This window comes from Streptomyces gardneri (assembly GCF_006539185.1).
In the GTDB taxonomy this organism is placed as follows: domain Bacteria; phylum Actinomycetota; class Actinomycetes; order Streptomycetales; family Streptomycetaceae; genus Streptomyces; species Streptomyces gardneri.
The window spans coordinates 148,584-161,401 of sequence record NZ_BJMN01000007.1 but is presented as its reverse complement, the minus strand read 5'-3'; the positions used below and the strand labels follow the sequence as shown (position 1 = coordinate 161,401).

Annotated in this window: 12 protein-coding genes; 5 read left to right on the top strand and 7 right to left on the bottom strand. The window is 73.9% G+C overall.

Annotated elements, in window-relative coordinates; all coding sequences use genetic code 11:
* Positions 1-116 precede the first annotated feature (116 nt).
* Positions 117-287, bottom strand: coding sequence for a hypothetical protein (locus SGA01_RS06040; protein WP_223834493.1), 171 nt, complete (start codon positions 285-287; stop codon positions 117-119).
* A gap of 78 nt (positions 288-365) precedes the next feature.
* Positions 366-1,196: a TIGR02452 family protein gene (locus SGA01_RS06035; RefSeq protein WP_141294037.1), complete on the bottom strand. Its 831-nt coding sequence runs from the start codon at positions 1,194-1,196 to the stop codon at positions 366-368.
* A 212-nt stretch (positions 1,197-1,408) separates the two neighbouring features.
* Here SGA01_RS06035 and egtA point away from each other — a divergent pair, with 212 nt between their 5' ends.
* Genes egtA through egtD form a run of 4 tightly spaced genes read left to right on the top strand, consistent with a single transcriptional unit; the run spans position 1,409 to position 5,791 of the window.
* On the top strand, positions 1,409-2,668 hold the full coding sequence (gene egtA, locus SGA01_RS06030) for an ergothioneine biosynthesis glutamate--cysteine ligase EgtA (RefSeq protein WP_141294035.1): 1,260 nt from the start codon (positions 1,409-1,411) through the stop codon (positions 2,666-2,668).
* Positions 2,665-4,077, top strand: a complete 1,413-nt coding sequence (gene egtB / locus SGA01_RS06025; protein WP_174867214.1) for an ergothioneine biosynthesis protein EgtB — start codon at positions 2,665-2,667, stop codon at positions 4,075-4,077. Before egtA ends, egtB begins: the two co-directional genes overlap by 4 nt.
* Positions 4,077-4,829 (top strand): ergothioneine biosynthesis protein EgtC, encoded by a 753-nt coding sequence (gene egtC, locus SGA01_RS06020; RefSeq protein WP_141294033.1) that lies wholly within the window; start codon positions 4,077-4,079, stop codon positions 4,827-4,829. The genes egtB and egtC overlap by 1 nt, the downstream gene beginning before the upstream one ends.
* Entirely contained in the window at positions 4,826-5,791 is a 966-nt protein-coding gene (egtD, locus tag SGA01_RS06015; RefSeq protein ID WP_141294031.1) for an L-histidine N(alpha)-methyltransferase, read from the top strand. The genes egtC and egtD overlap by 4 nt, the downstream gene beginning before the upstream one ends.
* Here egtD and SGA01_RS06010 read toward each other — a convergent pair.
* The 3 genes from SGA01_RS06010 to SGA01_RS06000 form a co-directional block, all read right to left on the bottom strand.
* Positions 5,686-6,585 carry a lysophospholipid acyltransferase family protein gene (locus tag SGA01_RS06010; protein WP_141294029.1) on the bottom strand — a complete coding sequence of 300 codons (900 nt, stop codon included), beginning with the start codon at positions 6,583-6,585 and terminating at the stop codon, positions 5,686-5,688. The two genes, egtD and SGA01_RS06010, sit on opposite strands and share 106 nt — an antisense overlap.
* The gene (locus SGA01_RS06005) at positions 6,582-7,433 is read right to left on the bottom strand and encodes a GNAT family N-acetyltransferase (RefSeq protein WP_141294027.1); all 852 of its coding nucleotides are present in this window, start codon (positions 7,431-7,433) and stop codon (positions 6,582-6,584) included. The genes SGA01_RS06010 and SGA01_RS06005 overlap by 4 nt, the downstream gene beginning before the upstream one ends.
* A gap of 138 nt (positions 7,434-7,571) precedes the next feature.
* A complete protein-coding gene (locus SGA01_RS06000; protein ID WP_141294025.1) occupies positions 7,572-8,819 on the bottom strand; it encodes an extracellular solute-binding protein in 1,248 nt (415 codons plus the stop codon).
* Between the two features lie 279 nt (positions 8,820-9,098).
* On the opposite strand from SGA01_RS06000, the gene SGA01_RS05995 reads away from it, so the two are divergent.
* Positions 9,099-9,317, top strand: coding sequence for a dodecin (locus SGA01_RS05995; RefSeq protein ID WP_055639992.1), 219 nt, complete (start codon positions 9,099-9,101; stop codon positions 9,315-9,317).
* 135 nt (positions 9,318-9,452) lie between these two features.
* Here SGA01_RS05995 and SGA01_RS05990 read toward each other — a convergent pair whose 3' ends face one another.
* Positions 9,453-9,941 (bottom strand): phosphatase domain-containing protein, encoded by a 489-nt coding sequence (locus SGA01_RS05990; RefSeq protein ID WP_141294023.1) that lies wholly within the window; start codon positions 9,939-9,941, stop codon positions 9,453-9,455.
* Positions 9,938-12,787 (bottom strand): type 2 lanthipeptide synthetase LanM family protein, encoded by a 2,850-nt coding sequence (locus tag SGA01_RS05985; protein ID WP_141294021.1) that lies wholly within the window; start codon positions 12,785-12,787, stop codon positions 9,938-9,940. Before SGA01_RS05985 ends, SGA01_RS05990 begins: the two co-directional genes overlap by 4 nt.
* Positions 12,788-12,818 lie beyond the last annotated feature (31 nt).

Here is a 12,818-nt window from a genome sequence, read left to right as displayed (position 1 = left end):
GCGCCGGGCCCGTTCGTGCGATCCCCTGGCCTGGGTGGAGGCCTGGCCTCAGGTGTGCGCCGGCCTCGGTTGCCCCTTGGCGTCAGCCGCGCTTCGGCGTCGGCTGCGTCCGGGCCTCAGTTGTGGCCGAACTTCCGTTCCTTGCGGTGGGACGCGTGCTCCACGAGGGGCATCTGGGGCTCTCTCGTGGGGGTCGCCGCCGTCTTTTCCTTCGCGGCCGCCTCGGTGCGGTGCTCATGACCGCCGGTACGGGCGCCTCGGTTGGTCCGGGTCTGTTTCTTGCCCACGATCGTGCCTCCCATGAAGGGGTCTCGGACTGTGGTCCGTATGCCCTCAGCCTCGCACGGGGGGACGAAAGCCGCATGTCAGACGGGACTGGCGAGGACCCTGGCGAAGGCGGCGAGCGTCGGCGCGCCGGAGGAGCGGTCCAGGACGGCGAAGACGATCTCCTCGAAGTGGCCGGCGAACCGGCCGTCACCCCTGAGCAGCGCTCCGAAGGCGCCGGCGACCACCGTCGGATCGTTCTGGAACACCCCGCAGCCCCAGGCTCCGAGGACGAGCCGTCGGTAGCCGGCCGCTGCCGCCGTCTCCAGGACCCTTTCGGCGCGGGTTGCCAGCGCCGCCGGCAGCTGCACGGCCCGTTCGGGAGTGCGGCGGCGGACGACGCCCGCGTTGGGGGCGGGCGAGGTGAGGAAGCCGACCGTGAACGGCTCGTCGAGCAGCGCGCCGCGTTCGTCGCGGAAGACCGGTACCCGGGGCGAGTGGATGACCCGGTCGGTGTAGAACACGTCCGGGTCCGCACGGTGGTGGGCGTAGTAGCCGGGGGCGCGCAGCAGCGTGGCGTGGAGGGCGGAGGCCCGGCAGAGCGCCTCCTCCTGGGCCTGGGCGCCGTTGAGGTAGCCGCCGCCGGGGTTGCGGGCGGAGGCGAAGTTCAGGACGGCGACCGGGCGGGCGGGGTCGGCGGAGACCATCCGGCGCGCGGCGGCCAGGCTGCTCTCCCCCGTGACGTCCAGGGTGGCCGTGCGGTCGGTGTCGGGGGTGACGGGGACGGGCTCGGGTCCGTGGAGGCGGGTTCCGGCCAGGGCGGCGGTCAGGTCTTCCGTGAGGGAGACGGTCCGGCCGTCGGGGGCCCGGTATCCGCCCGCGGCCACGATCTCCTCGGTCCTCCGGGCGATCTCGCGCAGTCGTGCACTCATGGCCGCCAGCATGATCGTTTCCCCTGGGCGGGGACAACGGATTTTCCGAGGTTTCCACCGCCGGGGGAAGTTTCGGGCCAATGGGGGCGCAGGGGGCGCGTGCGGTCACTGTGAGGCGCTCTTGCACGCGGGTCGGCAGTGGCTTTAGGTGGAAGCAGCGGCATCCGGGGCCAGCCCTTCCGGGCCTGTCCAGTGGATCAGGAGGTGCACGGATGGCAGCGAGCGGCACACCGCGTGGCGGCCCCCCACTCACCGAGTCGGAGGCGGAGGAACTGCTGCGCGGCATCTGTTTCAAGACAGGTCCGCCCCGCACGGTCGGGGCCGAGCTGGAGTGGCTCGTCCATGATCTGCGCGACCCGCGTCTGCCCGTACGGCCGCCGAGACTGGCCGCCGCGCTCGACACCGTGCGGTCCCTGCCGCTGGTCTCGTCGCTCACCTTCGAACCGGGCGGTCAGCTGGAGCTCAGTTCGCGTCCGGCCGGGTCGCTCATGGAGTGTCTCGACTCGCTCGCCGCCGATCTGCGCGTGGTGCGGGAGGCGCTCGGACCGCTCGGTCTCACCCTGAACGGCTACGGGGTGGACCCGTGGCACGCGCCGCGCGGCCGGGTGCTCCACGAGCCGCGGTACGACGCCATGGAGATCGCGCTCGACCGCACGGGGCCGGCCGGGCGGGCGATGATGTGCGACTCGGCCTCCGTGCAGGTCTGTCTCGACGCCGGGCTCGACGAGCCGGGTCCGCTCGGCTACCACCGGCGCTGGCGGCTGGCCCATGTCCTCGGCGCGGTGCTCGTGGCGGTCTTCGCCAACTCCCCGGTGCACGGCGGCCGTCGGACCGGCTGGCGCTCGACGCGTCAGGCGCTGTGGACGAACCTCGACCCGCGGCGGGCCCTCGCGCCGCCGCCGGACGGGAAACCCCGCGACGAGTGGACCGCGCACGTCCTGGACACCCCTGTGCTGTGCGTGCGGGCCGACGAGGGGCCGTGGGCGGTGCCGGAGGGGCTGACCTTCCGCGAGTGGCTGCGCACCGGTCACCCCCGGCCCGCGGGCCTCGACGATCTGAACTACCACGTGACGACGCTCTTCCCGCCGGTCCGGCCGCGCGGCCATCTGGAGCTGCGGATGATCGACGCGCAGCCCGGCCCGGACGGCTGGATGGTGCCGGTGGCCGTGACGACGGCCGTCTTCGAGGACCCGGAGGCGGCGGAGACCGTCCACCGGGCGGTCGAACCCCTCGCGGAGCGGGCCGGTCCGGGGCCGGCGCCGCGCAATCCGCTGTGGCTGGCGGCGGCGCGGGACGGCCTCACCGATCCCGGGCTGCACACCGCGGCCCGCGCGGTCTTCTCGGCCGCTCTCGCGGCGCTGCCCCGGATCGGGGCGAGCGAGGAGGTGCGCCGGTCCGTCGCCGCCTTCCAGGAGAGGTACGTGATCCCCGGGGGCTGCCCGGCCGACGAGCTTCAGGTGGTGACGTCATGACCGGGACCCATCGGGCCACCGGGACCGAACAGGCCCCCGCGATCGATCCGGTCGATCCCGTCGATCCCGTCGATCCGGTCGATCCTGTCGATCCCGTCGATCCCGTCGATCCGGAGGCGCTGCGCGCGCGGGCCCTGGCCGCCCTGACCGCCGCGCGCGAGCGCACGGCCCTCCTCACCTCCTGCGTCGACGACGAGGAACTCACCGCCCAGCACTCGCCCTTGATGTCGCCGCTGGTCTGGGACCTGGCACACATCGGCAACCAGGAGGAGCAGTGGCTGTGGCGGGCCGTCGCCGGGCGGGACGCGCTGCGGCCGGAGATCGACTCCCTCTACGACGCCTTCGAGCACCCGCGCGCCAGCCGCCCCTCGCTCCCGCTGCTCCCGCCGGGCGAGGCCCGCGCCTATGCGGCGGACGTGCGCCTGCGGATCCTCGACGTGCTGGAGAGCGCCCCGCTGGAGGGGCGGCCGCTGCTCGACGACGGCTTCGCGTTCGGCATGATCGCCCAGCACGAACAGCAGCACGACGAGACCATGCTGATCACCCATCAGCTGCGCCGGGGTCCGGCGGCGCTCACCGCGCCCCCGCCGCCGGTCTCGCGGTCCGGGCCGCTCCCTCCCGAAGTCCTCGTCCCGGGCGGCCCGTTCACCATGGGCACCTCCGAAGAGCCGTGGGCCCTCGACAACGAACGCCCGGCCCACGCCCGGATCGTTCCGGGCTTCTTCCTCGACACCACCCCCGTCACGAACGGCGCCTATCTGGCGTTCATGGCGGACGGCGGGTACACGGACCGGCGCTGGTGGCGGCCCGAGGGCTGGGCGCAGATCCGGGAGCACGGCATCGGGGCGCCACTGTTCTGGCGCCGGGACGGCGGGCAGTGGCTGCGCCGCCGCTTCGGGGTGACCGAGCCCGTACCCCCGGAGGAGCCGGTCCTGCACGTGAGCTGGTACGAGGCGGACGCCTACGCGCGCTGGGCCGGACGCCGGCTCCCCACCGAGGCCGAGTGGGAGAAGGCCGCCCGCCACGACCCGGTCTCGGGGCGCTCGCGCCGCTATCCGTGGGGCGACGCCGATCCCGGTCCCGAGCACGCGAACCTCGGGCAGCGGCACCTGCGGCCGGCGGCAGCGGGCAGCTATCCGGAGGGCGCCTCGCCGCTCGGGGTGCGGCAGTTGATCGGTGACGTGTGGGAGTGGACGGCGAGCGACTTCCTGCCGTACCCGGGCTTCACGGCCTTCCCGTACAAGGAGTACTCGGAGGTGTTCTTCGGGCCCGAGCACAAGGTGCTGCGGGGCGGCTCGTTCGCGGTGGACCCGGTCGCCTGCCGGGGCACCTTCCGCAACTGGGACCTGCCGGTGCGGCGCCAGATCTTCTCGGGCTTCCGCACGGCTCGGACCGCGGAGTTCGACTGATGTGCCGTCATCTGGCGTACGTGGGAAGGCCGGTGGCGCTGGGAGAGCTGCTGGTCCGGCCCGAGCACGCCCTGCTGCGGCAGTCCTGGGAACCGCGTCACCAGACGAGCGGTGTCGTGAACGCCGACGGCTTCGGGGTGGGCTGGTACGCGGAGGGCGATCCGGTGCCCGCGCGCTACCGGCGCGCGGCGCCCATCTGGGGCGACCTCTCCTTCGCGGACCTCGCCCGGGTGGTCCGCACCGGGGCGCTGCTCGCGGCGGTACGGGGCGCCACCCTGGCCGGCGCCGACGGGGAGGCCGCGACCGCTCCGTTCACCGCCGGCCCCTGGCTCTTCAGCCACAACGGCGCCGTCACCGGCTGGGCCGAGTCGCTGGCCGCCCTGGCCGGCGCACTCCCGGCCGAGGCGCTGCTGCGGCTGGAGGCGCGCACCGACTCGGCGCTCCTGTGGGCGCTCGTGCTGCACCGGCTGCGGGCCGGGGACGCCCCGGGGACGGCCCTGGCCGACACCGTGCGCGAGGCCGCCGCCGCGGCTCCAGGATCCTCGCTGAACGTGCTGCTCACCGACGGCACGACCGTCACCGCGACGAGATGGGGGAACAGCCTCTGGTACCTGACGGGCCCCGACCGCGTGGTCGTGGCCTCCGAACCGTACGACGACGATCCGCGGTGGCGCGAGGTCCCCGAGCACACGCTCGTGACCGCCGACCGCGGCGACGTCACCCTCACCCCGCTCAAGGAGCCGTCCGCGTGAGCCCGTTCCAGCTGACCCGTACCCTCGCCCCGGACGCCGCGGGCGCCGATCTGCGCGCCGACGTCCTCCACGGGCTGTCCCGCTCCCCCAAGACCCTGCCGCCGAAGTGGTTCTACGACGCGCGGGGCAGCGAGCTGTTCGAGGAGATCACCCGGCTGCCCGAGTACTACCCGACCCGGGCGGAGCGGGAGATCCTGATCGCCCGGGCGCCGGAGATCGCCGCGGCGACCGGGGCCAGGACCCTGGTCGAGCTGGGTTCCGGATCCTCCGAGAAGACCCGGTTCCTGATCGACGCGCTCCTTCCCGGTCTGGACGGCTACGTGCCCGTGGACGTGAGCGAGTCCGCGCTGACCGGGGCGGCCGAGTCGCTGCTCGCGGACCGTCCTGAGCTGCGGGTGCACGCCCTGGTCGCCGACTTCACCCGGGGGCTCGCGCTGCCGGGGATGCCCGGTCCGCGCCTGGTGGCGTTCCTCGGCGGCACGATCGGCAATCTGCTCCCCGCCGAGCGGCGGACCTTCCTGCGCTCGGTCCGGGCGATGCTCACCCCGGGCGACGCGCTGCTGCTCGGCACGGACCTGGTGAAGGACGAGGAGACGCTCGTCGCCGCCTACGACGACGCGGCCGGGGTGACGGCGGCGTTCAACAAGAACGTCCTGTCCGTGATCGACCGGGAGCTCGGCGCCGACGCGGATCCGGGCGACTTCGACCACGTGGCGGTCTGGGACCGGGACCGCGAGTGGATCGAGATGCGGCTGCGCGCGCGGCACGCGCTCACGGTGAAGATCCCGGAGCTGGACCTCGTGGTGCCCTTCGCCGCGGGCGAGGAGGTACGGACGGAGGTGTCGGCGAAGTTCCGTCAGGCGGGAGTGCGGGACGAGCTGGCGGAGGCGGGGCTCGATCTGTCCCGCTGGTGGACGGACGACGAGGGCAGGTTCGCACTCTCGCTCGCGACGGCCCGCTGAGCCGCGGCGGCCAGGGAGCGGCGGTCCGGGTACCGGGCGCCCGGTATCGGTTCCAGTGTCGTCACGTCGGCGGTGACTCCGCGGGTGGCTGCGAGCCGCCACAGGGAGGCGCCCAGCGGGTCGTCCCCGACGTAGGCGGCGGCGTCGGTGGGCCGGTAGTCGATCCGTACGGGCTGGACGTCGGCCCCGCCGTCCAGCGCGGCCTGGAACGCGGCCGGCCGGAAGCGGCCCCCGGCCCGTCCGCACCAGGTCGACCCCTCGGGGAAGACGATCACCCGGCCGCCGCCCGCGAGCACCGCGGCCATCGCCCGCACGGTGCCGGGCAGGGCCCTGAGCCGGTCCCGGTCGATGAAGAGGGTCCCGCCGAGCACGGCGAGCGCGCCGAGGACCGGCCACTGCCGGACCTCGGTCTTGGCGACCATCCGGCCGGGCAGGACGGCCGCGAGGAGCGGGATGTCCAGCCAGGAGACGTGGTTGGCGACGACCAGGAGCGGCCTGTCGGCCGGGGCGGGGAGCCCCGCGAAGCGGACGCGCACGCCGAAGGCGCGGACCACGGCCCGCACCCAGTACCGGACGAGGGCGAGCCGCACCGGCGTCGGCAGGAGTCGGGCGGCCGGCACGCACAGGACGCCGATGAGGACCGCGCCGATCCCGGCGGCCAGCCGCGCCGAGGCCAGGGCGGCGCCCGCCGCGAGGGCCGTGCGGTCGGCCGCCGGGTCCGGGTGGGCGGCGCAGCGGCCCGGGGTGCAGGGCGCCGTGGGGAGCCACGGCGAGGGTGCCGTGGAGCCGGTCACGGGGCGGGGGCGAGCGACAGGAAGTGGTTGAGGTAGCGCGGGTTGGTGCGGCGCAGGGAGAGCAGGACGTACAGGTCGGCGACGCCGAAGTCGGGGTCGTGGGCGGGGGCGCCGCAGACCCAGGCGCCGAGGCGGAGGTAGCCGCGCAGCAGGGGCGGGAGTTCGGTGCGGCCTTCGGGGCGGGCGATGCCGTCGGCGTTCCAGAGCCTGTGCGGGGTGACCCAGTACTCCTCGGGGGCGAGGTGCTTGGCCTTGACGGTGTCCCAGGTGGAGGCGGCGAGGGTGCCGCCGTCGGCGAGGGGGATCGAGCAGCAGCCGGCGAGCCAGTTGTGGCCGGTCCGGGTCATGTAGCGGGCGAGGCCGGCCCAGATGAGGGAGATGACGGCGCCGTTGCGGTGGAGGGGGTGGACGCAGGACCGGCCGACCTCCACGAGGTCGTGGCGGACGGGGGCGAGTCGGGTGAGGTCGAACTCGCTCTCGGAGTAGAGGCGGCCGGCGACGGCGGCCCGCTCGGGCGGCAGGATCCGGTAGGTGCCGACGACCTCGCCGGTGGCCTCGTCCCGGACGAGCAGGTGGTCGCAGTACGCGTCGAAGGCGTCGGAGTCGAGGCCGGGCTCGGGGCCGTCGAGCCGGGCGCCCAGTTCGCCGGCGAAGACCTGGTGGCGCAGCCGCTGGGCGGCCCGTACGTCCTCCTGGTCACGGGCGAGTCCGACGACGTACCGGGGCGTGGGCTGCTCGGTGCGGGGCTGGGGCTGGGGCTGGGCGGGGACGGATACCGCCCCGACGGGAACGGCCCCGGTGGCGAGGGCTCCGGCGGGGACGGCGAGCGTGGGCGACGGTGCGGTCATGTCGGGCTCCTCCGGCGGACGGAAGGGGAAGGTGCGGGACCGGGCCGCGTGAGCGGTGGCCCGGCTCCTTACTTCTTCCGTCACCGGCTGGATTCGACATGACCGTCCGGGGGCTCGCGGATGTGCGAACGCTGAATGCTATTCGGCGAGCGTGTCCGAGATCTCCGCCGAGGCCTTCTCGGCGGCCTCCTTCGGGTCCTCGCCCTGGAGGACGGCCGTCATGTACGGCTTGATGGGGTTGTCGCCCTCGACGTTCGCCCACTGCGGGGAGTTGGGGGTGGCCCGGCCGCGTGCGGCGGCCGCCGCCATGACGGCGGTCGCCTCCTGGCCGGAGACGACGGAGGCGAGCCCCTTCTTGTTGGGCACGTATCCCATGGCGCGGGCGAGTTCGGTCTGCCACTTCTCGCCGGCGAGCGCCTTGACGACGTCGAGGGCGGCGCCGCGCTGGGGAGCGTTCTCCGGGATGATGAGGTCGGAGCCGCCGGTGAAGACGACGCAGGGCTGGTCGGCCTTCTTTCCGGGTATCGCGAAGTAGCCGAGCTTGTCCTTGAGGTCAGGGTTGGCCTTGAGGATCGGCGCGACGGCGCTGGTCGTGGCGATGATCTGGGCGACGTCGCCCTTGGCGAAGACGTCGGCCTGCGGCGGGTTCTGCTCGTCGGCGTTCTTGGGGCCGTTGCCGAGGGACTGGAGCTTCTTGTAGAAGTCCATGCCGCGCAGGGCCGCGGGGCTGCCGAGGGCGCCGGTCCACTCGCCGCCCTTGTCGACGGCGAGTTCGCCGCCCTCGTCCCAGATGAAGCCGGAGAGGGTGTACCAGTCCTGGCCCGCGAGGTAGATGCCCTGGGTGCCGCCGCGGTTGAGCTTCTCGGTGTCGGCGAGCCACTCGGCCTGGGTGGCCGGGGGCTTGTCGATGCCGGCGTCCCGGAACAGGTCCTTGTTGTAGATGACGATGCGGTTGGCCGCGTACCAGGGAATGCCGTACTGGGACCCGCCGATGCTGCCCGGCTGGGCGAGACCGGGCAGCCAGTCCTCGCTGCCGAGGTCGCGCACGGACTCCAGGGTGAGGTCGTAGAGCTTCTCGGTGTCGGCGTACTGGGCGACCTGGGTGTTGCCGACCTCGATGACGTCGGGTCCGCCGGAGCCCTCGATGGCCTCGGTGACCTTCTTCCCGATGCCGGTCCAGTCCTGGATGGTGATGTTGAGGTCGACCCCGTCGTGCTCCTCCTCGTAGGCCTCGGTGAATCGCGTGAGGAAGTCCTCGCTGGCGCTGTCCCGCATGAGCCAGATGTTGACGGTCTTCGTCTGGCCCCCGCCCGGCAGCATCCCGCACCCGGCGAGCGCGAGCGCGGTGGCGGCTGCCAAGGGGCAGGCGAGATGGCGGTTCTTCACGTAGGTCACCTTCTGCGGGTTCTGCACAGGTTCGTGCGGCATTGGGGGCTGACCCGACGTGGGGGGACCGAACGGGGTGTTCGCGCGGGTATGTGGCCTGGATTCTGGTCTGGACCAACGAAGTGGTCAAGTCCTTGACCATCCCGTTCCGGCCTCCGGACAGCAGGCCATGATCATTACCCTCGGTAATCGACCGCGCGTCGTACGGCGGCAGTCCTGTCGCGCGCCGACGCGGCCTGGGGCACGGTGGAGGGACGCACCGAGAGGAGTTCGGCCCCCATGTCGAATCACACGTACCGCGTCACCGAGATCGTCGGGACCTCCACCGAAGGCGTCGACGAAGCCATCCGCAACGGCATCAACCGCGCCTCCCAGACGCTGCGGGGCCTCGACTGGTTCGAGGTCACGCAGGTCCGCGGGCACATCGTCGACGGCGCCATCGAGCACTACCAGGTCGGGCTGAAGGTGGGCTTCCGCCTGGAGGACGAGGCGGCCTGACCGAGGGCCGGAACCGGGCCCGGGGCCATGCCGCCCTGGGCCAGATCCGGCGTCAGGCCCGGGATCAGGCCCGTGTCCACGTCCAGGATCAGGCCCGGGATCAGGACCGGGACCAGGACCGGGACCAGGCCCGGATCAGGTCCGGCCCTCCTTCTCCTGGGCGTCCCTCAGCGCCTCCGACGGGGCCGCCCAACCGGCGCGTACGACGCGGAACCCGGCCGCCTCCGCCGCGTCGCACACCAGCACGTCGTCGTCGACGAGCATCCGGACCTCGCGGTCGGCGGCCAGCCGCCGCAGGACCTCCACCTTGGTCACCCGGGCCGGCCGGAAGTCACGGTTGCTCCGCATGTGGATCCGCCCCTCCGGCAGGCCCTGTGCCGCCAGCCAGGCCACGGTCGACCGGCGGCACCGCTCCGGCCGCCCGGTCAGGTAGACCACCTCGCACTCCTCCGCCGCCTTCCGGCACAGCGCGACGCCCACCTCCAGCGGCGGATCGTCGGACGCCGCCGCGAAGAAGCCGTCCCAGTTCTTGGGCCGCCCCTCCAGGAAGTGCTGGCGATGGGCGGTCGCGGAGAGGGTGTTGTCCAGGTCGAAGACGGCCAACGGCCGGTTGTCTCGTGTCACGGTCCCAGCGTAGGAGCCGGGAGAGCCAGGAGGAGTGGAGAGCTCAGCCGGGCGTCCTGGTGCATCCGCAGCAGCTGGTGGACCACTCCGGCCAGCCCCGGGAGCAGCCCCGGTGCGAACGCCTCCTTGGCGAGGCCGCCGACCGGACCGCGCTGCTCGATTCCGGTGAGCAACTCCGCGTCGGCCTCGGCGGCGGACGGCCCCTCGTACCCCGTCAGTCCGCGCAGGCGGTGGAGGAGTTCCCAGAGTCCGAGGTCGCCGTGGCAGAGGGTGTGGCTCCAGCCGAAGCCCTCGCGCAGGCCCGCCGGTGCCGAGCGGAGCGCGGTGTCGAGATGGCGGGGGTCGCCGGTGCGCCCGTGGAGATCGATCGCGGCCAGGCCTATGCCCGTGCTGCCGTGGCACCACGCGGTGGGATGGTCGACGTCTCCGCCGACCCGCGCGTCGGCCCAGGCACGTACCCCCGGCGAGTACAGGGACTCCTCGAAGTCATGGGCGAGGGAGCCCAGTTCGTGCCAGCGGCGCCGGTCGGCCGTGCTCCCGGCGGCGGAGAGGGCGAGCCGGGTGAGCGCCCAGCCGGCGCCGGTGGCGCCATGGGCGAATCCGCCGATGCCCTCCGGGAACATGACCGTGGACCACCGCGCTCCGCGGTCGTCGACCACCGCGGTCCGTTCCAGTCGGCGCCCGGCTTCGGCGGCGACGTCCACCCACCGCTCCTGGCCGGTGAGTTCGGCGAGGTCGAGCAGGGGGACGATCACCCCGGCCGCACCACCGAGCACGTCGAGGGCCCGGTCCTCGGCGACGACCTCCGGGGTCAGCAGCGCGGCCCTGGCGCGGGCCCGGTCGAGCAGCCCGGGCGTCCCGAGGACACGGTGGAGGGCAGCCCAGGTCCACACCTGCGAGGCAAGCCCGGTGAACCCGCCGAGCTGGCGGGTCGGCATGGTGTCCTCGGTGGCGGCCAGCACCTCCAGGGTGCCGGCCAGCACGGGCTCGACGTCGGCCACCGGGTCGGCCCGCCCCGCCCGCTGCTCCCGCAGGTACTCCGCGAGGGCGAGGGCGACGCCGCCCTGGCCGGTGTAGAGGTCCGCGCCGAGCGGGCGGACGGCCCAGCCGTAGTCGGTGAGCACCGGACTGATCCAGGTCGCGGTGGCGTCGGTCCCGCGCACGGCCGCCGCGCAGATCGTGTCCACGGCCGCGGCCGCCAGGGTCCGGCGGCGCCGGTCCAGGTCCTCGGCGCTCGGAGACCGGGCCGGTGTCCGTACCCGGTCGGGGAGCTGCCGTTCGTTCAGATAGGCGCCGACCAGCGCGCTGCGGATAGTGTCGCGCTCGCGGGTGAGGTCCGCCTGCCGCCAGCCGGTCAGGAAGGCGGTCAGCCGCTGTCCGTCCACCCGCTCGCCGAACACGGGGACGTCACCGGTCAGCAGGTCCGCGATCTCCCCGTCGATCACCGCGGGTTCGCGGGGCGCACCCGGGGCGGCGAGGGCGTTGCGGTGGAGGATGTCCCGGGCCCGCGCCAGGGCGGCTTCGGGGTCGTGCAGCGAAGCCGGGTGCCAGAGCATCCGGCCGATGTCCGTGTACGTCTGCGTGGGCCGTCGGATCCTGCGGACCTGACAGCCGTCGAACACCTTCATCAGCGTGCCGAGTTCGCCGCCCGCGTCGAGATTCGCCAGCGCCCCGGTGAGCCTGTCGAATCCGGTCAGCACCTGGTCCCAGTGGCGGATCAGCACGGGCTCGGGGCTGGGGTGGTTGCCGGCCGGCGGCAGGTCCACGACACCGATCTCCATGCGGGCGGTGTCCAGCCCTCCGTCCGCGATGACCGGGACACGGATCTGCGGCTGCTGGCCGGGCAGACCGCCCGCGGCCGAGAGGTCCACGCCGGCGAGGGCGTAGCCGTCGGTGCGGAGCGGGAGGATGCCGGTGCGCAGCACCGTGTTGCGGATGGTCCGGGCCGCCCGGTCGACGGCGTCGCCGCGCCCGCTCGGCGGAACCTCGACGTCGGGCGTGAACAGGGCCTCGGCGTCGACCACGGCGGGCACCGGGCCGTGGGCCACGAGGTTCTCGGCGTGCAGGTCGGTTCCGCCGAGGAGTCGCATCACCGCGAGCCAGCCGCCCAGGGCACGGTAGAAGCGGGCGAGTTCCGCCTCGTCCCGGCAGTAGTGGTGCCCGAGGTGTTCGGCCCAGCCGTAGCCGTCCTTGACCGCGACCCTCGGCACGCCCAGGTCCTCGGCGCCGGGGACGGCGGCGACGAAGGAGCGCAGCGCCGCGTCCACCTCCGTCGGCCGCGGCTTGTACATGACGCTGCCGGTCTCGAAGAGCACCCGGGCCACCGCGCGCCCTCCGTGGTGCGTGTCCCCGCGGGCGAGCTCCAGGCCGCGCAGGGGGCCCGGGTCGCCGCCGAGCAGGCCTGCGACGGCCTCCCGGTCCGTGGCGAGCCGTGTGCCCAGTTCCAGCGCGCCCTCGATCAGGAGGCGCCCGGAGGCGAAGACCCGGTCGAGCAGGGCCGGGTACCGCCGGTGCAGGGTCTCGGTGAACGCGGGAGCGGAGGCGTGCCGGAGGAAGGAGTCCCAGCGGGCGGCCGAGTCCGCTCCGGGCAGTTCGCCGGCCAGGGCGGCGGCCCTCAGCTCCAGGAGGAGCACCCGGTTGAGGCGGAGCTGCAGGGTGCGGCCGAGGGCCTCGCGCGTCGCCTCGCGCAGCACCGCCCGCTCGTCGGCGGCAAGCCCGGCGGTCTGCGGGATCCGGTCGTCCAGCTCCGCGAACAGCGGGCCCACGAAGGTGTTCACCGGTGCGGCGAACCATCCCTCGGGCGGCGCTCCATCGGCCGAGCGGGCCGCTGCCACCGGTTCCCCCATGCTGAGTCCTCTCCTGACGCCTGGTGCCCGT

Bases quoted from the DNA above. Each gene is read 5' to 3' on its own strand.
- SGA01_RS06035 (WP_141294037.1), bottom strand. From the start codon at position 1,196: ATGAGTGCACGACTGCGCGAGATCGCCCGGAGGACCGAGGAGATCGTG.
- egtA (WP_141294035.1), top strand. From the start codon at position 1,409: ATGGCAGCGAGCGGCACACCGCGTGGCGGCCCCCCACTCACCGAGTCG.
- egtB (WP_174867214.1), top strand. From the start codon at position 2,665: ATGACCGGGACCCATCGGGCCACCGGGACCGAACAGGCCCCCGCGATC.
- egtC (WP_141294033.1), top strand. From the start codon at position 4,077: ATGTGCCGTCATCTGGCGTACGTGGGAAGGCCGGTGGCGCTGGGAGAG.
- SGA01_RS06005 (WP_141294027.1), bottom strand. From the start codon at position 7,433: ATGACCGCACCGTCGCCCACGCTCGCCGTCCCCGCCGGAGCCCTCGCC.
- SGA01_RS05995 (WP_055639992.1), top strand. From the start codon at position 9,099: ATGTCGAATCACACGTACCGCGTCACCGAGATCGTCGGGACCTCCACC.
- SGA01_RS05985 (WP_141294021.1), bottom strand. From the start codon at position 12,787: ATGGGGGAACCGGTGGCAGCGGCCCGCTCGGCCGATGGAGCGCCGCCC.